This is a genomic window from Amycolatopsis sp. NPDC021455 (assembly GCF_040640995.1).
Lineage (GTDB): Bacteria > Actinomycetota > Actinomycetes > Mycobacteriales > Pseudonocardiaceae > Amycolatopsis.
In genome coordinates this window covers 1-23,515 of record NZ_JBFACT010000100.1, presented here as the reverse complement: position 1 = coordinate 23,515, position 23,515 = coordinate 1, and the positions used below count along the sequence as shown (strand labels likewise).

At 70.7% G+C, this 23,515-nt stretch carries 21 protein-coding genes; 10 read left to right on the top strand and 11 right to left on the bottom strand.

Annotation, left to right across the window (positions count from 1 at the left end):
• The 3 genes from AB0G28_RS46170 to pdhA all read right to left on the bottom strand — a co-directional run.
• Window positions 1–591 (bottom strand): biotin/lipoyl-containing protein (locus AB0G28_RS46170; protein ID WP_361104887.1); only part of this gene is annotated, 591 nt, incomplete at its 3' end.
• Window positions 584–1,579 (bottom strand): alpha-ketoacid dehydrogenase subunit beta, encoded by a 996-nt coding sequence (locus tag AB0G28_RS46165; protein ID WP_361104884.1) that lies wholly within the window; start codon window positions 1,577–1,579, stop codon window positions 584–586. The genes AB0G28_RS46165 and AB0G28_RS46170, both read right to left, overlap by 8 nt.
• Window positions 1,579–2,664, bottom strand: coding sequence for a pyruvate dehydrogenase (acetyl-transferring) E1 component subunit alpha (gene pdhA, locus AB0G28_RS46160; RefSeq protein WP_361104881.1), 1,086 nt, complete (start codon window positions 2,662–2,664; stop codon window positions 1,579–1,581). The genes AB0G28_RS46165 and pdhA overlap by 1 nt, the downstream gene beginning before the upstream one ends.
• A 134-nt stretch (window positions 2,665–2,798) precedes the next feature.
• On the opposite strand from pdhA, the gene AB0G28_RS46155 reads away from it, so the two are divergent.
• Both AB0G28_RS46155 and AB0G28_RS46150 read left to right on the top strand, forming a co-directional pair.
• Window positions 2,799–3,275, top strand: a complete 477-nt coding sequence (locus tag AB0G28_RS46155) for an Lrp/AsnC family transcriptional regulator (RefSeq protein ID WP_361104899.1) — start codon at window positions 2,799–2,801, stop codon at window positions 3,273–3,275.
• A gap of 311 nt (window positions 3,276–3,586) precedes the next feature.
• Window positions 3,587–6,178: an exo 1,3/1,4-beta-D-glucan glucohydrolase gene (locus AB0G28_RS46150; RefSeq protein WP_361104896.1), complete on the top strand. Its 2,592-nt coding sequence runs from the start codon at window positions 3,587–3,589 to the stop codon at window positions 6,176–6,178.
• 44 nt (window positions 6,179–6,222) lie between these two features.
• Here AB0G28_RS46150 and AB0G28_RS46145 read toward each other — a convergent pair whose 3' ends face one another.
• Window positions 6,223–6,654: a hypothetical protein gene (locus tag AB0G28_RS46145; RefSeq protein ID WP_361104878.1), complete on the bottom strand. Its 432-nt coding sequence runs from the start codon at window positions 6,652–6,654 to the stop codon at window positions 6,223–6,225.
• A 245-nt stretch (window positions 6,655–6,899) separates the two neighbouring features.
• Here AB0G28_RS46145 and AB0G28_RS46140 point away from each other — a divergent pair, with 245 nt between their 5' ends.
• Both AB0G28_RS46140 and AB0G28_RS46135 read left to right on the top strand, forming a co-directional pair.
• Window positions 6,900–7,595: a response regulator transcription factor gene (locus AB0G28_RS46140; RefSeq protein ID WP_361104875.1), complete on the top strand. Its 696-nt coding sequence runs from the start codon at window positions 6,900–6,902 to the stop codon at window positions 7,593–7,595.
• A complete protein-coding gene (locus tag AB0G28_RS46135) occupies window positions 7,585–9,348 on the top strand; it encodes a HAMP domain-containing sensor histidine kinase (protein WP_361104872.1) in 1,764 nt (587 codons plus the stop codon). Before AB0G28_RS46140 ends, AB0G28_RS46135 begins: the two co-directional genes overlap by 11 nt.
• Here AB0G28_RS46135 and AB0G28_RS46130 read toward each other — a convergent pair.
• The 4 genes from AB0G28_RS46130 to AB0G28_RS46115 form a co-directional block, all read right to left on the bottom strand.
• A complete protein-coding gene (locus AB0G28_RS46130; RefSeq protein WP_361104869.1) occupies window positions 9,327–10,478 on the bottom strand; it encodes a 4-hydroxybenzoate 3-monooxygenase in 1,152 nt (383 codons plus the stop codon). The two genes, AB0G28_RS46135 and AB0G28_RS46130, sit on opposite strands and share 22 nt — an antisense overlap.
• A 70-nt stretch (window positions 10,479–10,548) precedes the next feature.
• On the bottom strand, window positions 10,549–11,304 hold the full coding sequence (locus AB0G28_RS46125) for an IclR family transcriptional regulator (protein ID WP_361104866.1): 756 nt from the start codon (window positions 11,302–11,304) through the stop codon (window positions 10,549–10,551).
• Window positions 11,305–11,317: 13 nt separating this feature from the next.
• Complete coding sequence (locus AB0G28_RS46120; RefSeq protein WP_361104863.1) at window positions 11,318–13,084, bottom strand: glycoside hydrolase family 18 protein; 1,767 nt, start codon at window positions 13,082–13,084, stop codon at window positions 11,318–11,320.
• A gap of 493 nt (window positions 13,085–13,577) precedes the next feature.
• The gene (locus AB0G28_RS46115; protein ID WP_361104860.1) at window positions 13,578–14,132 is read right to left on the bottom strand and encodes an AAA family ATPase; all 555 of its coding nucleotides are present in this window, start codon (window positions 14,130–14,132) and stop codon (window positions 13,578–13,580) included.
• 270 nt (window positions 14,133–14,402) lie between these two features.
• On the opposite strand from AB0G28_RS46115, the gene AB0G28_RS46110 reads away from it, so the two are divergent.
• On the top strand, window positions 14,403–14,825 hold the full coding sequence (locus AB0G28_RS46110; RefSeq protein WP_361104857.1) for a hypothetical protein: 423 nt from the start codon (window positions 14,403–14,405) through the stop codon (window positions 14,823–14,825).
• Here the strand turns inward: AB0G28_RS46110 and AB0G28_RS46105 are convergent.
• The 3 genes from AB0G28_RS46105 to AB0G28_RS46095 form a co-directional block, all read right to left on the bottom strand.
• On the bottom strand, window positions 14,803–16,560 hold the full coding sequence (locus tag AB0G28_RS46105) for a serine/threonine-protein kinase (RefSeq protein ID WP_361104854.1): 1,758 nt from the start codon (window positions 16,558–16,560) through the stop codon (window positions 14,803–14,805). The genes AB0G28_RS46110 and AB0G28_RS46105 overlap by 23 nt on opposite strands.
• A complete protein-coding gene (locus AB0G28_RS46100) occupies window positions 16,557–17,345 on the bottom strand; it encodes a hypothetical protein (protein WP_361104851.1) in 789 nt (262 codons plus the stop codon). The genes AB0G28_RS46105 and AB0G28_RS46100 overlap by 4 nt, the downstream gene beginning before the upstream one ends.
• 349 nt (window positions 17,346–17,694) lie before the next feature.
• The gene (locus tag AB0G28_RS46095) at window positions 17,695–17,997 is read right to left on the bottom strand and encodes a hypothetical protein (RefSeq protein WP_361104848.1); all 303 of its coding nucleotides are present in this window, start codon (window positions 17,995–17,997) and stop codon (window positions 17,695–17,697) included.
• On the opposite strand from AB0G28_RS46095, the gene AB0G28_RS46090 reads away from it, so the two are divergent.
• The 5 genes from AB0G28_RS46090 (at window position 17,978) to AB0G28_RS46070 (ending at window position 23,407) form a co-directional block, all read left to right on the top strand.
• A complete protein-coding gene (locus tag AB0G28_RS46090; protein WP_361104845.1) occupies window positions 17,978–18,298 on the top strand; it encodes a hypothetical protein in 321 nt (106 codons plus the stop codon). The two genes, AB0G28_RS46095 and AB0G28_RS46090, sit on opposite strands and share 20 nt — an antisense overlap.
• Before the next feature lie 79 nt (window positions 18,299–18,377).
• Complete coding sequence (locus AB0G28_RS46085) at window positions 18,378–19,154, top strand: metalloregulator ArsR/SmtB family transcription factor (RefSeq protein ID WP_361104842.1); 777 nt, start codon at window positions 18,378–18,380, stop codon at window positions 19,152–19,154.
• A gap of 200 nt (window positions 19,155–19,354) precedes the next feature.
• The gene (locus AB0G28_RS46080; RefSeq protein WP_361104893.1) at window positions 19,355–20,512 is read left to right on the top strand and encodes an EfeM/EfeO family lipoprotein; all 1,158 of its coding nucleotides are present in this window, start codon (window positions 19,355–19,357) and stop codon (window positions 20,510–20,512) included.
• An 89-nt stretch (window positions 20,513–20,601) separates the two neighbouring features.
• Window positions 20,602–21,759: a Dyp-type peroxidase gene (locus tag AB0G28_RS46075; protein ID WP_361104890.1), complete on the top strand. Its 1,158-nt coding sequence runs from the start codon at window positions 20,602–20,604 to the stop codon at window positions 21,757–21,759.
• Window positions 21,760–21,787: 28 nt separating this feature from the next.
• Window positions 21,788–23,407, top strand: a complete 1,620-nt coding sequence (locus tag AB0G28_RS46070) for an alkaline phosphatase family protein (RefSeq protein WP_361104839.1) — start codon at window positions 21,788–21,790, stop codon at window positions 23,405–23,407.
• The last annotated feature ends 108 nt before the right edge of the window (window positions 23,408–23,515 follow it).

Sequence of the window (23,515 nt, the reverse complement as noted above, 5' to 3'; positions counted from 1 at the left end):
GTCCACCCAGACCGTGGCCTCGGGAATTTCGCGCCGCGACGCTGTCAGCTTGTCGGCGACGGCCTTGCGCACGCCGGTCAGCGGGATCCGCCTGCCACCCGCGGAGGGCTTCTTCAGCAGTGCCTCGACGTCGGCGCGGCGGATGATGCCGTCCGGGCCGCCGGGGGTGACCTTCGCGAGGTCGATCCCGTTGTCCGACGCCAGCTTCCGGACGAACGGCGAAATCACCCCGGGCGCCTGCTTCGGCCGCGCGGGAGCCGGGGCGCGTCGAACGCGCTTGCGGCGGGTGGCGGGCGCGGTGCCGTAGCCGATCAGGACGTTGCCGCTGCCCGACGACGTGGTGACCCCGGGTTCGCCGAACCCGCCGACGCTCAGCAGCGGCGCGCCGACCGGCAGCAGCTGCCCCGGCTCGCCGTGCAGCGCGGACACCACGCCGGCGAACGGCACCGGCACCTCGACCGCCGCCTTCGCCGTCTCGACCTCGACGACGACCTGGTCGACGTCGACGGTGTCGCCGACCTTGACGCGCCAGTCCACGATCGCCGCCTCGGTCAGGCCTTCGCCGAGGTCCGGCAGCAGGAAGTCAGGCACCGGCCACCACCGGGGTGTCGTCCCACTGCAGGCGGGCGATCGTGTCGAGGATCCGGTCGACGTCCGGCAGCTGGTGGCGCTCGAGCTTCGGCGCCGGGTAAGGGATGTCGAGCCCGGTCACCCGCAGCACGGGCGCGTGCAGCTGGTGGAAGCACTGCTCGGTGACGCGCGCGACGACCTCGGCGCCGTAGCCGCCGAAGCCGGCGGCCTCGTGCACGACGACGGCGCGTCCGGTGTGGCGCACGGAAGCCGTCACGGTCTCGTCGTCGAACGGCGACAGCGAACGCAGGTCGACGACCTCGACGTCCCAGCCCTCGGCCGTCGCGGCCTCGGCGGTCTCCATCGCGGTGGCGACCATCGGGCCGTACGCGATGAGCGTGACGTCCTTGCCGGGGCGCCGGATCACGGCCTGGTCCATGGCCGGGCCGGAGCGGGTGAAGGTGACCTCCCCGGCCGACCAGTAGCGGCACTTCGGCTCGAGGAAGATCACCGGATCGGGTGACTCGATGGCGTCGCGAAGGAGGTCGTACGCGTCCTGCGCGGTACCCGGCGTGACGACGCGCAGGCCCGCGGTGTGGGTGTAGTAGGCCTCGCTGGAGTCGCAGTGGTGCTCTACGCCGCCGATGCCGCCGGCGTAGGGGATGCGGATGACCATGGGCAGCGAAAGCGCGCCACGCGTGCGGTTGCGCAGCTTCGCCACGTGCGAGGTGATCTGCTCGAACGCGGGGTAGGCGAAAGCGTCGAACTGCATCTCGACGACCGGGCGGAACCCGCCCATCGCCATCCCGACGGCGAACCCGACGATGCCGGACTCCGCCAGCGGCGTGTCGAAGCAGCGGTCCTCGCCGAAGTCGGCGGTGATGCCGTCGGTGACCCGGAAGACGCCGCCGAGCGTGCCGACGTCCTCGCCGAACACGAGCACGCGGTCGTCGTCCTTGAGCGCGTCCCGCAGGGCCGCGTTGAGCGCCTGCGCCATCGTGGTCGTCATCAGGCCTCCAGTTCCGCGCGCACCATCGCCCGCTGGGCTTCGAGCTGGCGGGTCGGTTCGGCGTAGACGTGGTCGAACAGGGACATCGGGTCGAGCTCGGGCTCGGCGTTCAGGGCGTCGCGGACGGACTGGGCGAACGTCTCGGCGTCAGCCCGGAATTGCTCGATTTCGGTGTCACCCAGGCTGTTTCGCGAGCGCAGGTAGGTTTCAAGCCGCTTCAGCGGGTCCGCTTCGCGCCACTTCTCGACTTCGCCGGCTTCGCGGTAGCGGGTGGCGTCGTCGGCGTTGGTGTGCGAGTCGATGCGGTAGGTGTGGGCCTCGACGAGGACGGGCCCACGCCCTTCGCGGGCGTGCTTCACGGCGTCGCCGAGGACGGCGAGGACCGCGACGGCGTCGTTGCCGTCGACCTGCTCCGAACGCATGCCGTAGCCGATGCCCTTGTACGCCAGCGCGGCCGCGGCGCTCTGCTTCTCGAAGGGCACCGAAATGGCGTAGCGGTTGTTCTGCACGAAGAACACCGCGGGCGCCTTGAAGACGGCCGCGAAGTTGAGCGCCTCGTGGAAGTCGCCTTCGCTGGTGGCGCCGTCTCCGATGAGCGCGAGCGCGACGGCGTCTTCGCCACGTCGCTGCATCGCGTGGGCCAGCCCGGCGGCGTGCAGAGTCTGCGTCGCGAGCGGAGTGCACTGAGGCGCTACGCGCGTCTCAGCCGGGTTGTAGCCGCAGTGCGCGTCGCCGCGAAGGAGCGTCAGGACTTCGCCGGGCTTCAGGCCCCGGGCGACGAGGGCGACGGAGTCGCGGTAGGTCGGGAAGAGCCAGTCCCGGGTTTCGAGGGCGAGCGCGGCGGCGACCTGGCAGGCCTCCTGACCGGCACTGGAGGGGTAAACGGCGAGGCGGCCCTGCTTGGTGAGCGCGGTCGCCTGCACGTCGAACCGGCGGCCCAGGACCATCAGCCGGTAGGCCTCCTTGAGAAGGCTTTCCGGGGGCTCGGCATACGCGCCGTGCCGGTCGGCGCGCGTCCCGTCCTCGGCGACGAACCGCACCGGCGACGCGGACGGCAGCAGGGTCTCCGAAGACACTACAGCCATGACGCACACCACCTCTCGCAGACATATGATGCTGAAATGGTGGTTCCCGGCGGTGTTGTGTTCAAGGGCTGGCGGAAATGAGCGACAAACGGTCTCCCGGCGGGTCTCCGGCTGACCAAACGTCCACGGGTGTCCTGGCTCACGGGGGTCTGCCGGGACGAACTGTCCCGGCCCTGGACGACGTCGACCGGGCGATGCTGGCGGAGCTGTCGGCGGACGGCCGCCTGGCGGTGCGCGCACTGGCGGAGCGGCTGCACATCTCGCGGACGAACGCGTACGCCCGGCTGGAGCGCTTGCTGGCGGAGGGCGTGATCACGGGCTTCGGCGCCCGGATCGATCCACGCCGGGCCGGCCTGGGCACGTCGGCGTACATCATGGTGACGGTGGAGCAGACGTCCTGGCGCACGATGGCGACGGACCTGCACGAGATCCCGTACGTCGACCACGTGGCCCTGGTGGGCGGCGACTTCGACATCCTGCTGCTGGTCCGGACCCCGGACAACTCGACGCTGCGCGACGTGGTGCTGGAGCGGCTGCAGGCACTGGAGGGCGTGCGCTCGACGCGGACCTGGCTGATCTTCGAGGAGCTGCCGGGCTCGGTGCTGAGCTGATCGCCGTGATACCCCGCCAGTCACGCGTGATGCCCGCCTGATCACGCGTGCTGCCCCATGCCGCCCACTCGGGGGATGCCCGCGGGGCAAAACCGTTGCCCGGCAGTGCCCTTGACCGCGACCCCGTCGCGGGATAAGAGTGAACGTGTCTCCGCCGGACTCTTATTTTATGTCGAGAAATAACTATTGACGCCGCCCCGCACGGCCGATGAGGATCAGCCGGTCCGCCCGTTCATCGCAGAATGGACCAGACCATGGCCAGAAGATCCCGCGCGTGGTCCCGTGCGCGCCGAAGTTCGCTCGTCACGCTCTTGAGCCTGAGCCTGCTGGGCGCCGCGGCACAGGCCACGCCGGCCCAAGCCGACGCCCCCGCTCAGCCCGTGATCGGCCAGCCCGCCAAGGACAAGGACGGCTGCGCCAAGATCGAGAAGAGCCTGCCCACCCTCGCCGACTGGCCGAAGGTCGACAGCCGCTTCAAGGGCAAGGGCGACGACGAGGCGCGGATCGCGCAGATCCTCAAGGGCATGACCCTGGAGGAGAAAGTCGGGCAGATGACGCAGCCCGAGATCGCCGCCATCACCCCCGACGAGGTCCGCCAGTACGCCATCGGCTCGGTCCTCAACGGCGGCGGCTCGTGGCCCGGCGCGAACAAGCACGCCACCCAGCAGGACTGGCTGAACCTCGCCGACGCCTACTGGAACGCGTCCAAGACCAGCCGGACGAAGATCCCGGTCATCTGGGGCATCGACGCCGTGCACGGCAACAACAACGTCTACGGCACCACCGTCTTCCCGCACAACATCGGCCTGGGGGCCGCGCACGACCCGTGCCTGGTCCGCGACGTCGCCGGCGCCACCGCCCGGCAGATCCGCGCCACCGGCCAGGACTGGGCCTTCTCGCCGACGCTGGCCGTCGTGCAGGACGACCGCTGGGGCCGGACCTACGAAGGCTTCTCCGAAGACCCGCGCATCACCCGCGCCTACGGCTTCGAGGCCATCAACGGCCTCCAGGACGGCGCCACCAAGCGCATCGGCGGCAGCGGCGTGATCGCCACCGCCAAGCACTTCATCGGCGACGGCGGCACGATCAACGGCCAGGACCAGGGCGTCAACCCGTCGTCCGAAGCCGACATGATCAACATCCACGGCCAGGGCTACTACGGCGCCATCGCCGCCGGCGCCCAGACCATCATGGTGTCGTTCAACAGCTGGACCAACCCCGACCTCGGCATCAACGAGGGCAAGCTGACCGGCAGCGACAAGGCGCTCAACCAGATCCTCAAGGGCAAGATCGGCTTCGACGGCCTGCTCGTGTCCGACTGGAACGCCATCGGCCAGGTCCCCGGCTGCACCAACTCGTCCTGCCCGCAGGCGATCAACGCCGGCATCGACATGGTGATGGTGCCGAACGACTGGAAGGCGTTCATCACCAACACCGTCGCGCAGGTCAACAGCGGCCAGATCCCGATGTCGCGCATCGACGACGCGGTGACGCGCATCCTGCGCGTCAAGCTGCGTGACGGCCTGTTCGAGTCGCAGAAGCCGTCCGACCGCTCCTACGCCAACTCCGACGAGGCGCTGAAGGACAACTGGCTGGCGCGCGACGCCGTCCGCGAGTCGCAGACGCTGCTGAAGAACAACGGCAACGTGCTGCCGCTGAAGCCGTCGTCGAAGGTCCTCGTCGTCGGCAAGAGCGCCGACAACATCGCGAACCAGACCGGCGGCTGGACGCTGAGCTGGCAGGGCACCGGCAACACCAACGCCGACTTCCCGAACGCCACCTCGATCCTCGCCGGGCTCAAGCAGGACCTCGGCGACGCGAACGTCACCTTCGACGCCACCGGCAACGTCGACCCGAAGGGCTACGACGCGGTCATCGCCGTCATCGGCGAGACGCCGTACGCCGAGGGCGTCGGCGACCTGACCCGCAAGACCCTCGAGGCGGCGAAGCTCTACCCCGAGGACCTGGCGGTGCTGGACAAGGTCAGCGGCAAGGGCACCCCGGTCGTCACGGTGTACGTCGGCGGCCGCCCGCTGTACATGAACAAGGAGATCAACCGCTCCGACGCGTTCGTGGCGGCCTGGCTGCCCGGCACCGAGGGCGGCGGCGTCGCGGACATGATGGTCAAGGGCAAGGACGGCACCGGCTACCGCGGCACGCTGTCGTACTCGTGGCCGAAGAGCGCGTGCCAGACGCCGCTCAACCCGTGGTCGCCGGGCTACGACCCGCTGTTCAAGCTCGGCTACGGCCTCAAGACCGGGCAGCGCGCCACGGTCGCGCAGCTGGACGAGACGGCCGGGCCGGCGTCCTGCACCTCGACCGGGGGCGGCGGCACGGCGACCGATGACCTGGTGCTGTACGACCGCACCGACGTCCCGCCGTACACGAGCCAGATCGGCTCGGCGGAGAACTGGGGCGGCACGGTGATCGGCCCGGACGGCACGGCGGCCCACAGCGAGATCAACGTGGTCCCGACGGACGTCAACGTGCAGGGCGACGGCTTGAAGGCGACCTGGACGGGAGCCGGAGCGGCCCAGCTGTACATGCAGAACACGGCGGGCACGAACGACCTGCGCGGCTACCTGAACGCGGACGCGGCCCTGGAGTTCGACACGATCGTGCAGCAGGCACCGGCCAACCGGACGGTGCTCAGCGTGCACTGCGTCTACCCGTGCTTCTCCGAGGTGAACGCGACGAAGCTGTTCACGGACCTGGCGGGCGGCCCGAAGACGACGGTGAAGATCCCGGTGTCCTGCTTCAACAACGGGCTGGACTTCGAGCACATCAACACGCCGTTCCTCGTGTACACCGACGGGACGTTCCAGGCGTCGTTCGCGAACGTGCGGTGGGTGCCGAAGGGGGCTCAGGATCCTGATGCGAGACCCTGTTCGAGTTTGACCTGACGGCGACCGGGCCGGGAGCGCATGCCGCTCCCGGCCCGGTTCGTTCAGTGCTGCATGCCGTACGACTTCTGGCACGGATAGCCGTCGCCGGTGGCCGACCAGCTCGCCGGGTAGCCGTTCTGCGCCCAGGCCGCATACGCCTGGGCATAGGAGTAGCCGCGCGCGTGAAGCCATTGGCACGGCGTCTGGCCGGCTGCCGGGGTGATGGCGATCCATGGCTGTGAGTTGATCCAGCCCGGCTGGGCGTACCACTGGCTGGATGCGGCGACATCTCTTGGAGCGACGTACACGGTCTGTGGCGGAGGTACGACGACGGTCTGCGGAGCCGGCGCGGTAACGGTTGGTATGACGGGCGCGGTAACAGTCGCAGTCGACGGCGGAACCTGCGCCTGGCCGCCCGAAAACGTGCGTGGTAAACCACAACCGGCAACGAAGAGCACGGCCGAAATCGCGGCAGCTGTCCTAAGAGTACGCATGCTGGTTCCCTTTCTTGGCCCCTCTCTCGAATCGGGGGACCGGCGGATCCCGCACTGATTTCCCGGAATCGCGACGCAAGCGTTATCCGGTCGGATTCGGCCATTCCGGCCCGCGATTTCGTGAGCCGTCATCGTGGCGGACGAGCCTCGCGGTCCGTGATCGGGCGGATACCGGCGCACCCCGAGATGTGAAGATCCGGTCAGGATGGCGTCGAAACGGTGTCAGGACGCCTACCCTCGACGCGGTGTGCGCACGTGTACTGGTCGCCGAGGACGACGAGAAGCAGGCCGAGGTCCTCCGGCTCTACCTCGAAAGCGAAGGCCACACCGTGGTGCTGGCCCCCGATGGCCGGGCCGCGCTCGACGAAGCCCGTCGTGATCGGCCCGACCTGCTCGTCCTCGACGTGATGATGCCGAAGGTCGACGGCCTCGACGTCTGCCGGATCCTGCGTGGCGAGTCCGACGTCGCCGTGCTGATGCTCACCGCCCGCGCGACCGAGGACGACCTGCTGCTCGGCCTCGACCTCGGCGCCGACGACTACCTGACCAAGCCGTACAGCCCGCGCGAGCTGATGGCGCGGGTCCGGACCCTGCTGCGGCGGACCGCCGCCCGGCGGGAACCGCCCGACACCGCCCTGCGCGCGGGTGGGCTGCGGCTCGACCCCGTGCGGCACGAGGTGTCCGTCGACGGGCGCCCGGTCGAGACGACGCCGGGTGAGTTCCAGCTGCTCGAGACGCTCATCCGGCAGCCGGGCCGGGTGTTCACCCGGCGGCAGCTGCTCGAGCTGACCCGCGGCGACGACCGGTTCGTCAGCACCCGGATCATCGACGTCCACGTGCTCAACCTGCGCAAGAAGCTCGAACCGGACCCGCAGCACCCCACCTACCTGCGGACCGTGTTCGGTGTCGGCTACAAGCTGACGGCGGAAAATGACACGTAGCTTCCCCCGGCGGCGCAGCCTGGTCGTCCGGCTCACCGCGGTCTCGCTGCTGATCGCGCTCGCCTCGATCGCGGCGACCGCGTGGCTCGCCGTGCAGACGACCACCCGCGCCATCCAGCAGGAGCAGGGCCAGGCGCTTTCCGGCGACGCGACCATCTACACCGAGCTGCTCGGCTTCGCGGCGGCCAACCACACCTGGGACCAGGCCGGGCCGAAGCTGCGGACGCTGTCGGAGCAGACCGGCCGCCGGATCGTGCTGACCACGCTCGACCGCCGCGTCCTCGGCGACTCCGGCGGCGCGCCGGTCACCCTGCCGGTGAAGGCCACCGCGTCGGTCGACCCGCTGCACGTCGACCCGGTCCTGCTGCCCGAGGCCGGCACCAGCGGCATCGACCCGCGCGCGGTGGGCCCGTTCCGGCTGTCGCCGGCCGAGCGCTCCGAGACCGACCTCCTGGCCAGGAAGGCGGTCACCTGCCTCTCCGGGTACGGCCTCCCCAGCCAGGTGCGGGAGTCGCCGAGCGGACGCGCGCAGCTCGCCGGGGTCGATCCCCTCACCGCCCGCTACCTCGCGGCCAAGTGCGAGCTGTACGAGCTCGCCGCGCCCACGCGGACCGAGCAGGCGGCGCTCGCCGGGCTCAACGAAGCCGTGAACAAGTGCCTCCAGAGTCAAGGCGCGGAACCGGTCAAGCTGGGTCTCGACTTCGACGCGATCGCCGTCCCCGACCAGAAACCCAGCCGGGCGTGCGTCGACTCCGCCCGCCGTGAGCAGCTCAAGGCGTACGTCGCGCCGCCCGCGTTGCTCTTCACCCTCGGGCCGGGCGGGTCGCAGCTGCCGACGTTCACGCTCTCGCGGGAGAACCTCACCCGGATCCTCGCGGTGACCGGCGGCGTGCTCGTGCTGGCCGTCGCGCTCACGGTGCTGGTGGCCCGGCGGCTGTCCCGTCCGCTGCGCGCGCTGACCGAAGCGGCGAAGCAGGACAGGCCGGCGCCGGTGAAGTCCCGCGACGAGGTCGGCTACCTCGCGGCCGCGTTCAACGACCTCACCGCGCGGCGGGAGCGCATCGAGGAGCAGCGCAAGGCGATGGTCAGCGACATCGCGCACGAGCTGCGCAACCCGCTCAACGTCATCCGCGGCCGGCTCGAGGCGGCCGAGGACGGGCACCTGCCGTTCGACCGGACGCTGACCGCGTCGCTGCTGGAAGAGACCGTGCTGCTGCAGCACATCGTCGACGACCTGCAGGACCTCGCCGCGGCCGACGCCGGGCAGCTGCGCCTGCACCCGGAGCCCCTCGACGCGGCCGAGCTGGCCGGGCACGTCGCCACCGCGCACGCCGACCGGGCCGCCGCGGCCGGCGTCGGGCTCACCGTCTCGGCCACCGGCGAAGCCGCGCTGACGGCCGACCCGGTCCGCCTGCGGCAGGTCGTCGGCAACCTGGTGACGAACGCGATCCGGCACACCCCGCCCGGCGGCCGGGTGACGATCCACGTGTCGTCCACAGTGGACGCGGTGACGCTCGCCGTCGCGGACACCGGCACCGGCATCGCCGGCGAGGACCTGCCGCACGTGTTCGACCGGTTCTGGCGCGCCGAGAAGTCCCGCAGCCGCCAGACCGGCGGCAGCGGGCTCGGCCTGGCCATCGTGCGGCACCTGGTGCAGGCGCACGGCGGGACGGTGACCGTTGAGTCCGAAGTGGACAAAGGCTCGACGTTCACCGTCCGGCTTCCCGTGTCCTACAACGGCAAGCCCGCGTAGTTGTCGGCCAGTTCGGTCGCCGCCGCCGTCGACGTCACCGTGCGGCGGAGCTGGGAGAGCTGGAGCTGGGCGTCGAAGTCGTCGCCGTGGCGGTGCAGCATCGACGTCATCCACCACGAGAAGTGCGTGCAGCGCCAGACCCGGCGCAACGCCGTCTCCGAGTACGCGGCGGCGAGCCGGTCGTCGCCCCGCAGCGACGCCGTCAGCGCGGACGCCAGCAGCGCGACGTCCGCCACCGCCAGGTTCAGCCCCTTCGCTCCCGTCGGCGGCACGATGTGGGCGGCGTCCCCGGCGAGGTAGAGGTTCCCGTACCGCATCGGCGTCGCGACGAAGCTGCGCATCGGCAGCACGCTCTTCTCCGTGATCGGCCCGGTCCGCAGCGTCCATCCCGCGACGCCGAGCCGCTCGGACAGTGCCGTCCAGATCCGGTCGTCGCTCCACTCCGCGATGTCTTCGTCCGGCGCGACCTGCAGATAGAAGCGGCTGACCCGCGGCGAGCGCATGCTGTGCATCGCGAAGCCGTCGGGGTGCCAGGCGTAGATCAGCTCGTCCGTCGACGGCGCGACGTCGGCCAGCACCCCCAGCCACGCGAACGGGTACGTCCGCTCCCAGACCCGCGGAGCGGGGATCGAGGCCCGGCTCGGCCCGTGGAAGCCGTCGCAGCCGACGACGACGTCCGCGTCGATCCGCCGCGCCGCCCCGGAATCGTCTGCGAAGGTCACGAACGGCTTACCCGTCACGTCCTGCAGCGTGACGTCGGCCGCCGAGTAGTAGGCCGGTCGACCGGCTTTTTCCCGCGCCGCCATCAGGTCCTTGGTGACCTCCGTCTGCCCGTAGACGGTCACCGACCGGCCGATCAGATCGGCGAAGTCCACGTGGTGCCGGTTCTCCGGCCACTGCAGGTAAATCCCGCGGTGCTCCATGCCTTCGACGTCGAGCCGGGCGCCCAGGCCGGTCTGCCGCAGCAGCTCCACCGTGCCCGCCTCGAGGATGCCCGCGCGGATGCGGGCCTGGACGTACTCGGCGGTCTGCCGTTCGAGCAGCACCGAGTCGATGCCTTCGAGACCGAGCAGGTGGGACAGCAGCAGCCCGGCCGGGCCGGCGCCGACGATGACGACCTGGGTGCGCACTGGAGGAGTCCTTTCCCGAGGGAGCCCGAGCATGGAACGGCCGCACCCCCGGCGACTACGCCATTCTCATTCAGTGAGAGACATTCCCCATCGCCCGAGAGATGCCGCGCGCCGCGGCCTGCAGGGCGGGGATCTGCATCCGCGCGTTCCGGTCGTTGGGCACGATCACCGACAGCGCCGCGACGACGTCGCCGCCCGGTCCCCGCAGCGGGACGGCGATCCCGGTCGTCTCCTCGTCGATGAAGCCCGCGCAGAACGCGTAGCCGTTGCGGCGGACGTCGGCGAGGAACCGGCGCAGCCGCGCGGGCTCGGTCAGCGTGGTCCGGCGGAAGGCCTCCAGCGGACCGGAGAGGACCTGTTCCTGCAGGTCGGCGGGGGCGTGGGCGAGCAGCACGAGCCCGGACGACGACGCGTGCAGCGGCAGCCTCCCGGCCACGCGCGTCACGTTGAGCGTCGCGCCGGGTGCCGAGAGCCGCTCGACGAAGAGCACTTCACGGTCCTCCAGCACCGCGAGCTGGGTGTGGTGCCCGACGACGGCGTGCAGGTCCTCCATGAACGGCATCGCCGCTTCGCGCAGCCCGAGCGTTGGCGAGGCGCGCGAAGCGAGCTCCCACAGCCGGACGCCCACGCGGATCCGCCGGTCGGGGTCGCGCCTCAGCCAGCCGTGCCCGACGAGCTCGTCGACCAGCCGCGACGCGGTCGCGACGTGCAGATCGGCCCGCCGCGCGATGTCGGTGACGCGCAGCGCCGGGGTGTCCGGCCCGAACGTCTCGAAGATCCGGACGACGCGCGCGAGCACCGACTCGCCCTGCGGCGGTTTGACCACGTAGAGCAGTGTGTCACGGCAGTGCGTTCAGGAAGGGTTCGTGGCTGTTCTGGAACTCCCAGCCGTAGTACCTGTCCCAGTTGATCGACCAGGTCATCAGCCCGCGCAGGCTCGGCGAGGTGCCGCCGCGCAGCGCGTACGAGCCGCAGCCGCTGCCCTTGACCAGGCAGTTCACCGCCGTCTGGACGTCGGCGGGCGAGGTGTAGCCGTTGCCCGCGCTGACGGCCGCGGGCAGCCCGATGGCGATCTGGTCCGGCCGCAGCCCGGGGAAGAACTGGCCGGTGTTGGCCACGCTGAAGCCGGCCTTGAGCATGTCGGTCATGGCGATGTGGAACTCGGCGCCGCCCATGTTGTGGTACTGGTTGTCGAGGCCCATGACCGGACCGGAGTTGTAGTCCTGGACGTGCAGCACGGTGAGCGAGTCCCGCAGCGCGTGGATCACCGGCAGGTAGGCGCCGGTCCGGGCGTCACCGGCGCTCGTACCGCCGTAGAACTGGTAGCCGACCTGCACGAAGAACGTCTCCGGCGCCATGGTCAGCACGAAACCGGAGCCGTACCTGGCCTTGAGCGACTTGAGCGCGGAGATCAGGTTGACGATCACCGGGGTGGTCGGGTTGCGGAAGTCGGTGTCGCCGGCGTTGAGCGACAGCGAGTGGCCCTCGAAGTCGACGTCGAGGCCGTTGAGGCCGTACTTGTCGATGATCGCCGAGACGGAGCTGACGAACTTGTCGCGGGCCGCGGTGGTGGTCAGCTGGACCTGGCCGTTCTGCCCGCCGATGGAGATCAGCACCTTCTTGCCCTGCGCCTGCTTCGCCTTGATGGCGGCGATGAAGTCGGCGTCGCTCTCGACGTTCGGGCATTCGCTCGCGGGACAGCGGGTGAAGCGGATGTCCCCGGAGGTGACGGACGTCGGCTCGCCGAAGGCCAGGTCGATGATGTCCCAGGCGGCGGGGACGTCGGCCATCCGGACGTAGCCGGAGCCGTTCGCGAAACTGGCGTGCAGGTAGCCGATGAGGGCGTGCTTCGGCAGGCCGGTGTCGACGCAGCCGCTGGTGCTCCCGGTGGCGGCGGCACTGCGCGGCGACTCGCCGGCGGAGTTGTAGGCGGCCACGGAGTAGCTGTGCGTTTCGCAAGCTTTCAGGCTGGAGATGGTGGCACTCGTTCCGGTGACGGTCGCGACGGCGGTGCTGCCCTCGTAGACGCGGTACCCGGTCACGGTGCCGGCGGACGCGGCCCAGCTCAGCGCGATGGAGTTGCTCGTGACCGCGGTTACTTGGGGAGTGCCGGGCGCGCCGGGCGTCCCGGGGGTGTTGCCGCCGGGGCCGTCGAGGACGACGTCGTCGGCGTAGTAGGTACCGGCGCCGTACCAGCCGTGGAGGTAGAGCTGGGCGGAGGTCTGGTTGCCGGTGGTGAAGGTGAGTTGCAGCTGGTTGTAGGCGCTCGAGTTACCCGACCAGGTGGAGACGCCGCCGGTGATCCCGAGGTAGACGGGGTTGCCGCGCACCCAGGCGGAGACGGTGTAGGTGGTGTTGGGCTGGACGGAGACGGTCTGCGCGCACTGGGCGTAGTCGGCGCCGACGGGGGTGCCGGCCAGCGCGTAGCCGCCTCCGTGCACGGGCGTGCTCACGGTGGTCGCGTTGGCACAGGTCCAGCCGGAGAGCGACCCGGCCTCGAAACCGGGGTTGACGAGGAGGTTGGCCCCCTCGGCCGGCCCGGCGACCACCCCCGAGAGCACCAGCGCGAAGGCAGCAACGGCAGCGAAAAGTCTGGAACGCCTCATCGGGTCCTCCAGTCACGGGGAGACCCCAATTGTCTGGACCAATACCAAAAATGTCCAGACCACCCGCCCACTTCGCCCCAGCCCCGCCTCACGAACCCACCCACCCCGAGTGATGCCCCGCCAATCACGAGAGATGCCCCCGCAATCACGAGAGATGCCCCTCCAATCACGCGAGATCGCCCCCTGATCACGCGAGTCCCGCCCTCAAACACGCGAGATCCGGCTCCGATCACGCCAGTCGCGCCCCTAACACGTGAGATCCGGTTCCGAGGGCGCGAGTCCCGGCCCGAACCACGCGAGCCGGGCCTCCCGGCACGCCAACCGACCGGCCCGGCACAAGCCGACGCTTCAGGTACGCGAACCGACCGGCCCGGTGCGCGACTCGGCTCCGGCCGAAACTGTCGGTGGCCGCCGGTAGCGTGGAAAACGGGGGCTGCTCAGCTCGCCTGACGACTTCGCCTCCCGCTCCAGGCGGGCGGGCTCCTCACAACGCTCAGCAGTCCACCAGGACTTCGGCGACCAGGCGCGTGCGGGTCGCCGCGGCGCGGTCGATCACCTGCACACTTCGCCACCCCGCCGGAACCCGGTCCGCGAGCAGCTCCTCCCGCCACTTCCCCACCCGCCGGACGTGCCGCGCGAACGACCGCGGCCGCACCAGGCGGCCGCGGCTGCGCTGGCCCGCCAGCGCCTGCGACGCCGCCACGTCGAGGAACAACAGCCGCACCGGGCGGCCGCTCACCGCGCCGATCAGGGCCAGCAGCACCCGCGTCGAGGCTCGCGTCGACGGCTCGTGGACCACGATCGGCCCCGCCGCCCCGATCGCGCGGCCGAGGATGCGCAGCCGGTGCCACGCGTGCACCACCGGCCGGTAGCACCGGTACGGCACCGCCGGAGCCGCCGCGGCCAGGCGGACGCGGACCTGGTCGGAATCGAGGACCGGCAGCCCGGTGGCGGCGTGCCGGAGCATGGTCGTCTTGCCCGCGCCGGGCAGCCCCGCCACGACGAGCAGGTCGCGCGGGCCGAGCTCGATGACAGTGGGCTCGCTCATGCTTGCCCAACGTCCCGGAAAAAGTAATGGTTCCTTTACCTTTTACTCACGCAGAGTGATGTCGACCCATCCGTGCGTCGAACACCACCCGACCGGGCACACGGTTGTCACGGCCCGTTCCCCGCGTCACCCACTCGCCTGAAAACCCATGCGTACCAAGGAATCCGACCCCGGAACCGCTTCGGGTGAAGATCACGCCCAGCCCTTCCCGGCGTCCGGAAAATCCCTATCTTCTGAAAGGGACGCTCGGTAGAACAGGGGAAACTCGTCATGACCCAGTCGCTGGAACTCCCGGTCCAGGAATTCTGTCTCGATTGGACGCTCACGGGCGACGAAGGCGCCCGGGTCGGAGTCACCCTCTCCGGGCAGGTGTCCCTGCTCGACAACAACCGGTTCTACAAGATCGACGGCGTCGTCTACGTCACCGAGGGCGACGCCGACATCCGCGCCGTCGGCAACCCGCGGCTCTCCGTGCGCCGCAACGGCGTCGAGAAGAGCGGGCGCCAGTGGGGCTGGGAGATGTGCTCGGCCCGCAAGAGCCTCATCGCGCTGAACACGATGGAGGGCTACTTCGTCCGGACCGGCTACTGGGCCCCCGCCGACCGCGCCATCCAGCTGAGCCTCTGCGCCGAACACGGCTGGAGCCGGCGCAAGAGCTACAGCCCGCACGTCACCGTCCGGATGGTCGACTGACCACTGTGGACGCTCGCCGCCGAGCTGCGGCGACGACCAGCCCCGCGGCGACCGCGCCCGCCACCGCGCAGCCGGCGCCGAACCCCGGCGACGGCTCGTGCACGCGCAGCACCGACACGCACAGCCACACGGCGGCGCCGAACAGGATCCCCAGCACGGGGGCGCCGACCGCCGCGCCGCGCCAGCGGTGGCCGTTGCGGATCGTCCGCAGCCCCGACTCGAGGTAGGCGAGGGCGAACAACCCCAGGATCAGGCTGCCCGCGCCCATGGCGCTGGCCAGCGGGTGCTGGCTGGTCAGCAGCGTGAACGTTTGCGTGGACACACCAGTTCGTACATCGGCGGTGACGGCGCCCCCGACGATCCAGCGCGCGATCCCCGGCAGGGTGAGCTGCGCGGTGAAGCCGTTGCCGTCGGGTTTCGCCTCGGTGGACGCGGACCCGAGCGGAATCCCGGCGGCGGACAGGTCGAGCGTCACCCGGCCGGGGTTGCCCGGCCCGGTCAGGACCAGCGGCTTGCTGAGATCCACCTCGACCGGCGCCGACACGGGCGCGTCGCCGAGGCGCAACGTCGGTGATGCCTCGTGCGGCAGGCGCGCGGGGTTGAGCAGGGCGAGCACGACCAGCACGATCGCCGCGGCCCCCGCGGCCAGCCGCAGCCACAGCACGGCAGCCCCGGAACCCGGTGCGGACGTGACCGGTCCGCCGGTCGGGTCCTGCCCGGGCGACAGACCGATCGGCGGATTCGGCGGGCCGCCCACCAGCGTCGGGTCCGGGGTGCCGGGCCGCCGGACCGGCCGCGTCGGGGACTCCGCCGGCGCGGCCGGCGCCGTGGCCGAGTTGAGGCCCGCGATCACCCGGGGCGTCAGGTGCAGCACCGGCACCCCGGCGCGCTCGAGCCACCCCGCTCCGTAAACGGCGGTGGCCGCCGCCGCGAGGTCCGCCGCGAACGACTCCGCCTCGCGGTACCGCGCGTCCAGCTCGCGCGCCAGGCTGCGCATCACCACCCCGGCGATCGGCATCGGCACGCCGGAAATCGGCTTCGGGTCGGTGAACATGTGCTGGCGCATCATGCTGATCGCGCCGCGGGTGTTGTCGAACGGCAGCCGGCCCGACAGCAGCTCGTAGAGCACCGTGCCCGCCGCGTAGACGTCGGCCGCCGGGCTCAGCGCGTTGCCCATCGCCTGCTCCGGCGCGATGTACGCCGGGGTGCCGAGGATCTCGCCACCGTGCGTGACGAGCGTGGCGCCTTCGCTGATCACCCGGGCGATGCCGAAGTCGGCCACCTTCACGACGCCCTGCAGGTTGAACAGCAGGTTCCGCGGCTTGACGTCGAGGTGCAGCACCCCCGCCCGGTGCGCCGCGTGCAGCCCGGCGAGCATCGCCAGCCCGATCGCGCACGCCTGCTCGCCGCTGACGCCGCCGCCGTGGAACCGGCTGTGCACCGTGCCGCCGTCGAGCCGTTCCATCACCAGCAGGTGCTCGCGGCCGGTGCGGACGTAGTCGTAGACCGGCACGATGTGCGGGTGGTCCAGGCTGGCCAGCACCCGCGCCTCGCGGTCGAAGAGCTCGCTGCTCGCCGCGTGGTCGAGGATGTCCCAGGGCAGCTGCTTGATCGCCACGCTGCGGCCCAGCGTCCGGTGCACGCCGGCGAACACGACACCCATGCCGCCTTCGCCGATCGACTCCCCGATCTCGTACTGCGGCAGGGCGGCGACCAGCTCGGCCGGTGCGCTCATCGGGTGAATTCCTGCGTGTTCGGCACCGCCAGCCGAACCGTAGTGTCACTCTCCGCGACAGCCGGCGGCGCCGGGTGCGGCGTCAGGTAGCCGAGCAGGAACGCGATCGCCGCGGCGCCGAGCACCACCGGGATCTCGACCGCCGGCTCGGGCGGGACGAGCCGCAGCACCGACAGGCTGATCACCGCGACCAGGCCGGTGCCGAACCCGGCGGGCAGGAACCGCAGGCCGCGGCGCCAGCGGTTGGGCGCCAGCCGGTGCCGGGCCAGCGCGAGCAGCGCGGTCGCCCAGGCGAGGATCGTCAGCACGAGCATCGCCAGGCCGAAGACGCCGTAGACCGACCAGAGGGAGCCGCGGACGTCGGCGACCGTCGTCGCCTCGCCGAGCGTGGCGCGCTGGGCGTCGAGCAGCTCGACCGACGACGGCAGCAGCCCGGTCGCCTGCCCGGTCAGGTCGCCGAGGTCGAGCACGAACGTCCGGGTCACCGAGCCGCGCGCCGGCACCTCGAACGGCGCTGTCGTGTCGTACGCGAAGAAGGTGAGCGCCAGGGCGACGCCGGAGAGCCGGACACTGCGGACCTTCACCGGCGCGGTGCCGGAGTTGGTCGCGGTGACCTGCAGCTCGACCTGGTTCGCCGGGTCGATCGCGACCGTGGCGTCCTCGATCGGCCGGTGGTCGATCGACACCTGCACGCCGAGCGAGCCGGAATCCGCTGACGCCGGTGGTGCGCCGAGCAGCACCGCACAGAAACCCAACGCAACCCCCGCCGCGATGACACGTCCCATTGGGCATCCCCTACTTGCGTTATCCGACTGGTCCGGAATGCTACAGCCAGCACACACCGGGGAGGGACGTCCCAATGCGATCCGTGGTTCGGCTGTTTTTCGGCGCCGTGGCCGGAACGGTGCTTCTGCTCGCCTTCGCAGGCAACGCCAACGCACAAGTTCCGCCGTCAGTTGGTTTGAAACCATCGAGCGGACCGGCGGGCAGTTCGTTCACCATTTCCTGGAACGGTTTCTCCACCTGCCGGATCATCAATTTCTTCTGGGCAGGCACGGCGCTCGGTTCCAAGGTGGCGCCGGCGACCAGCGGGCAGTTCCCCACCACAGTCCCCGCCTCCGCGAAGCCGGGCTCCTACACGGTGACCGCGACCTGCACGAGCCAGAAGGAAACCGCCAGCGGCACCTTCGTCGTCACCGGAGTCACCCCCACCACGACTCCGCCGCCGCCTCCGGTGACCACCACGCCGCCGCCCCCGCCGGTGACCACGCGGCCGACGCGGCCCGGCACCACCACGACCCCGTCCACGCCGACGACGACCACTCCACCGCCGACCACCAGCACCCCGCCGACGACCACGCCGGTCACCCCGGGCACGCCGACGACGTCGAGCACCGAGCCGAAGCCCGGCGAACTGGTGCTCGACCGGCCGAGCATCAAGCCCGGCGAGCCGCTCTCCGCGTCGGGGAAGGGCTGCCGGCCGGGCCGGATGGTGACGCTGACGTCCGACGGCTCCGAAGTCGGCTCCGCCGTCACCGACAGCTCCGGCGCCTTCACCGCGCCGGTCGAGTTCACCCGGATCGAGGCCGGGCGGCACACCGTCGTCGCCGAGTGCGGGGTGCGGCTGACCGGGGCCGTCGACCAGGTCGTGACGCGGTCGTCCGGCGGGCAGACCGGCACGCTCGTCATCCTCGTGTTCTTCGTGCTGGCCGGCATCACGGTGCTCCGCTTCCGCTGATCCCCGGTTGACAGGCAACCGTTCGGCTGCCTATCGTCGAAAGGCAGCCAGACGGCTGCATGTCAACCCGGAAGGCGCGATGGACGAGGCGTTCAAGGCGCTGGCCGACCCCGGCCGCCGACGGCTGCTGGACGTGCTCAACGAGCGCAACGGCCAGACCCTGCGCGAGCTGTGCGCGGGGATGGACATGACCCGCCAGTCCGTGAGCAAGCACCTGGCCGTGCTCGAGGCGGCCGGGCTGGTCACGACGACCTGGCGCGGCCGGGAAAAACTGCACTACCTCGACGCCGCGCCGATCAACGCGATCGCCGAGCGCTGGATGACCCGTTACGACCGGCAGCGGGCCGGGGCGCTGGCCGACCTGAAACGAGCTTTGGAGTCGACGCCGATGAACGAGTTCGCCTACACGACCTACATCAACACGACCCCCGAAAAGCTGTGGCAAGCGCTTACCGAACCGGCTTTCACCCGGCAGTACTGGGGCGTCACCTTCGAAACCGACTGGGAAAAGGGCGCCCCGATGACCTGGTCCGAAAACGGGGTGAAAACCGCCGACCCCGGGCAGGTCGTCCTCGAATCGGATCCGTACCGCCGACTCTCCTACACGTGGCACACTTTCACGCCGGAATGGGCCGAAGGCGCCGGCGTCGACGCGGAAACACTCGCGAAACTGCAGCGGGAAAGCCGGACCAAAGTCACTTTCACCCTGGAGTCGCACGGGGAAACAGTGAAGCTGACGGTGGTGCACGACGGTTTCGACCCCGGCAGCACGGCTTTGGCCATGTGCAGCCAGGGCTGGCCCGCGCTGCTGTCCAGCCTGAAGACGCTCCTCGAGACCGGCGTCACTCTGCCCTGACCCGGCAAACCCGCCGAACCAGACAGACCTCCCACGGGAAAAAGTCTGAATTCTCCCCCTTTCGTGGGCGGCCGGCTGAAGTCCGGGTGAATTCCCTCCTCTCGGCGCCATCCGATGCGGTTTTTCGGCCGTTAGGCTCGCATAATCCGTGATCGACGATGGTCCGATCGAGTGACGGGAGTGTGTGCGTGCCGGGGTCAGTGCGAACCCGCTGGGTCGTGGCGGGCGTGGTCGTGGCCGCGGCGGCGGGGGCCGTCGTGGCGTTCTGGCCGGACAGCGCGGCCGCGGGCGACCCCGGGATCGCCGTGTCGCGCTCGGCGTGCGGCACCGGCTGGGCGGACCCGAAACCCGGTCCGCAGACCTTCCGCCTGCACAACACCGGGTCCGTGACCGCGGAGGTCGACCTCATCGACCCGGCGACCGGCGTCGTCTACGGCGAGGTCGAAGGCCTCGGCCCGGCGACGACCCGGCCGCTGCGGGTCAACCTGGGCAACGGCAGCTACGCGTTCCGCTGCCTGCCCGAGGACTCCGCCGCCATCGTCGGACCCGCCGTCCAGGTCACCGGCGGGGCCGAGCGGACCGTGCCGGGCGTCGCGCCGGTGACGCACGACGACCTGCTCGGCCCGCTCAAGGCCTACCAGCAGCACGTGACGTCGGGGCTCGGCGAGCTCGTCGCGAACACCGGCGCGTTGAAGAACGCCGTCCACGGCGGCGACCGCGCGGCGAGCGAAGCCGCCTGGCTGACGGCGCACCTGACCTACGAGCGGCTGGGCGCGGCTTACGACGCGTTCGGCGACTCCGACGGCGCGCTCAACGGCACGGCCGACGGCCTGCCCGGCGGCACGGCCGACCCCGGCTTCACCGGCTTCCACCGCCTGGAGCAGGGGCTTTGGCACGGCGAGGACCTGGGCGCGCTCGCGGCCGTCGCCGACCAGCTGGACGCCGACGCCCGCGCGTTGCAGACGTCCTTCGCCGACAGCCAGGTCGACGGCAATGACCTCGCGCTGCGCGCGCACGAGATCATGGAGAACACCCTGCAGTTCGAACTCACCGGCCGCACCGACTACGGCAGCGGCACGAACCTGGCCACGGCCCGCGCGAACCTCGACGGCACGCGCGCGGTCCTGGACGTCCTCCGCCCGCTGCTGGCCCCGCGCTACCCGGATCTGTCCGAGGTGGACTCCTGGCTGACGCGCACCCAGTCCGCTTTGGACGCCGCGCACCGGCCGGACGGCAGCTGGACGCCGTTGGCCGAGCTGCCGCACCGCGAGCGGCAGAAGCTGAACGCCGACGTGAGCGAGCTGACCGAGCTGCTGGCCCCGATCGCCGCGATCGCCGAACCGAGGAGGGTGTCGTGATCAGGCGCTCCGCCGACGTCGCGACCGGCTCGCCGCACGAAAGCGCCGGAACCGGGCTCCCCCGCCGATCCTTCCTGCGCCGGGCCGCGATGGGCGCGGGGCTCACCGTGGCCGCCGGGGCCGGGCTCGGGGCTTCCTCCGCCGTCACCGACAGCACGTCGCCCGTTCCCTTCCACGGCCCCCGCCAGGCCGCGATCCTGCGGAAACCGCCGACGCAGACCATCGTCGCGTCGTTCGACGTCGTCGCCGCCTCGAAAGCCGAGCTGACCGACCTCTTCCGCGCGATCACCGACCGGGCCCGGTTCCTGACCGCGGGCGGAGCCCCCGCCGCACTCGGGATCACCGCGCCACCCGCCGACTCCGGGGTGTTGGGACCCGTGGTGCCCGGCGGCGATCTCGGCGTCATCCTCGGCGTCGGCGCGTCGCTCTTCGACGACCGCTACGGCCTGGCGAAGCTCAAGCCGGCCAAGCTGAAGCCGATGGCGACGTTCCCGAACGACGCGCTGGACCCCGCGCAGTGCCACGGCGACCTCAGCCTGACCCTGTCGGCGAACAGCACCGACACCGTGCTGCACGCGCTGCGCGACATCGCCCGCGCGACCCGCGGCGGCATGCAGCCGCGCTGGAAGCTCAGCGGGTTCAGCTCCCCGCCGCGCCCGGAAGGCACGCCGCGGAACCTGATGGGCTTCAAGGACGGCACCGCCAACCCGACCAGCTCCGATGTGGACAGTCTGGTGTGGACGAACGGCGGTGGCGAGCCGGCCTGGACCGCGGGCGGCAGCTACCAGGTGGTCCGCCTGATCCGGATGCTGGTCGAGTTCTGGGACCGCGTTTCGCTGGCGGAGCAGGAGAACATGTTCGGCCGCCGCCGCGACACCGGCGCCCCGCTCGACGGCACCGAGGAGACCGACGTCCCCCGGTACGCCGACGACCCGGTCGGCACGGTCATCCCGCTGACCAGCCACATCCGGAAGGCGAACCCGCGCACCCCGGAGACCGACCCCAGCCGCATCCTGCGCCGCGCGGTGAACTACGACCGCGGCATCGACAGCAACGGCAACCTGGACATGGGCCTGCTGTTCGTCTGCTACCAGCAGGACCTGGAACGCCAGTTCGAGGCGGTCCAGAAGCGGCTGGCCGACGAACCCCTGACCGACTACATCTCCCCGTTCGGCGGCGGCTACTTCTTCGCGCTGCCGGGCGTCACCGGCCCGGAGGACCACTTCGGGCGATCCCTCCTCACCTGAAACCCGCACCCCGAAAGGAAAATCCACTGTGGACAAGAGAACACGACGGCGACGGCGCGGCCTGCTCGGCGCCGGGGCGCTCGCCTCGGCCGCCGCGCTGGCCGTCGTCACCGGCTCCGCGGCTCCCGCCGCGGACGCCCAGCCGCTGAACCTGTTCCCCGCGCACTGGATCCCCACGGCCACGCCGATCAAGCACGTCGTGGTCATCTTCGGCGAGAACATCTCGTTCGACCACTACTTCGGCACCTACCCGAACGCGGCCAACACCGACGGCACCCCGTTCACCGCCGCGCACGGCACCCCGAAGGTCAACGGGCTCGACAAGAAGCTGCTGACCGACAACCCCAACGCGTACAACCCGAAGCGGCTCACGCCGCAGCAGGCGATGACCTGCGACCAGAACCACAACTACGGCGCCGAGCAGGCCGCGTTCGACGGCGGCAAGATGGACAAGTTCGTCGAGAAGACCGAGACGGACAAGTGCACCGGCCAGCCGATCCTGTTCGGCGAGCCCGGCCTGGTCATGGACTACTACGACGGCAACACCGTCACGGGCATGTGGAACTACGCCCAGCACTACGCGATGAGCGACAACTCGTTCAACACGGTCTTCGGCCCGTCGACCCCGGGGGCGCTCAACCTGATCTCGGGTCAGACCCACGGCGGCCAGGCGGTCGACCCGGTCACGCACGAGCCGGTCAGCGACGCGTACGCGGTCCAGTCGCCGGACGCGAACGGCGTCGGCACGGTCATCAACGACCCGGACCCGGCGTGGGACGACTGCTCGGACAAGAACCACACGAGCAAGGACAACCTGGCCACGATGCACGGCCGCAACATCGGTGACCTGCTCAACCAGCGCCACGTGACGTGGGGCTGGTTCCAGGGCGGCTTCCGCCCGACCGGCTCGGCCAACGGCTATGCGGTGTGCGGCCGGACGCACAAGAACGTGGGCGGCAACGCGGTCGTCGACTACAGCCCGCACCACGAGCCGTTCCAGTACTACCCGTCGACGGCGAACCCGAAGCACCTCCCGCCGTCGTCGGTGCGGGCGATCGGCCAGACCGACCGCGCGAACCACCAGTACGACATCAGCGACTTCGACGACGCGCTGCGAGCCGGTTCGATGCCCGCGGTGAGCTTCCTCAAGGCGCCGGAGTACCAGGACGGCCACGCGGGTTACTCGGACCCGCTGGACGAGCAGCAGTTCGTGGTCGACGAGGTCAACAAGATCCAGCAGTCCCCGGACTGGAAGTCGACGGCGATCGTCCTGGCCTACGACGACTCGGACGGCTGGTACGACCACCAGAAGTCGCCGATCGTCAACGGCTCGCACGACGCTTCGCAGGACCAGGCGGTCTGCACGGCGAAGCCGGTCAAGGTGGGCACCTACGCGGACCGCTGCGGCTACGGCCCGCGGCTGCCGCTGCTGGTGATTTCGCCGTACAGCAAGGTGAACCACGTCGACCACACGGTGACGGACCAGACCTCGGTGCTGAAGTTCGTCGAGGACAACTGGTTCACCGGCCGGATCGGCGACTCGTCGTTCGACTCCCGGGCGGGTTCGCTGAACGGGATGTTCGACTTCTGGTGGCCGCAGGCCCGCCGCGTGACGCTCGACCCGAAGACGGGCGCCGTCGTCCGCTAGGGCGGGTAAGTCCGTGAAGGCCTCCTTACCGGCCCTTATGGCCGGTAAGGAGGCCTTCACGGACTTCGGGTCAGGGGCGGACCGGTGCGAGGTCCCAGGAGATCGGAA

What these genes read in the sequence shown, in the direction of transcription:
- AB0G28_RS46165 (WP_361104884.1), bottom strand. Translation starts at nt 1,579, where the DNA reads ATGACGACCACGATGGCGCAGGCGCTCAACGCGGCCCTGCGGGACGCG.
- pdhA (WP_361104881.1), bottom strand. Translation starts at nt 2,664, where the DNA reads ATGGCTGTAGTGTCTTCGGAGACCCTGCTGCCGTCCGCGTCGCCGGTG.
- AB0G28_RS46145 (WP_361104878.1), bottom strand. Translation starts at nt 6,654, where the DNA reads ATGCGTACTCTTAGGACAGCTGCCGCGATTTCGGCCGTGCTCTTCGTT.
- AB0G28_RS46135 (WP_361104872.1), top strand. Translation starts at nt 7,585, where the DNA reads ATGACACGTAGCTTCCCCCGGCGGCGCAGCCTGGTCGTCCGGCTCACC.
- AB0G28_RS46120 (WP_361104863.1), bottom strand. Translation starts at nt 13,084, where the DNA reads ATGAGGCGTTCCAGACTTTTCGCTGCCGTTGCTGCCTTCGCGCTGGTG.
- AB0G28_RS46115 (WP_361104860.1), bottom strand. Translation starts at nt 14,132, where the DNA reads ATGAGCGAGCCCACTGTCATCGAGCTCGGCCCGCGCGACCTGCTCGTC.
- AB0G28_RS46110 (WP_361104857.1), top strand. Translation starts at nt 14,403, where the DNA reads ATGACCCAGTCGCTGGAACTCCCGGTCCAGGAATTCTGTCTCGATTGG.
- AB0G28_RS46105 (WP_361104854.1), bottom strand. Translation starts at nt 16,560, where the DNA reads ATGAGCGCACCGGCCGAGCTGGTCGCCGCCCTGCCGCAGTACGAGATC.
- AB0G28_RS46100 (WP_361104851.1), bottom strand. Translation starts at nt 17,345, where the DNA reads ATGGGACGTGTCATCGCGGCGGGGGTTGCGTTGGGTTTCTGTGCGGTG.
- AB0G28_RS46095 (WP_361104848.1), bottom strand. Translation starts at nt 17,997, where the DNA reads ATGCTCGGCCGGTCGAGCACCAGTTCGCCGGGCTTCGGCTCGGTGCTC.
- AB0G28_RS46085 (WP_361104842.1), top strand. Translation starts at nt 18,378, where the DNA reads ATGGACGAGGCGTTCAAGGCGCTGGCCGACCCCGGCCGCCGACGGCTG.
- AB0G28_RS46075 (WP_361104890.1), top strand. Translation starts at nt 20,602, where the DNA reads ATGGGCGCGGGGCTCACCGTGGCCGCCGGGGCCGGGCTCGGGGCTTCC.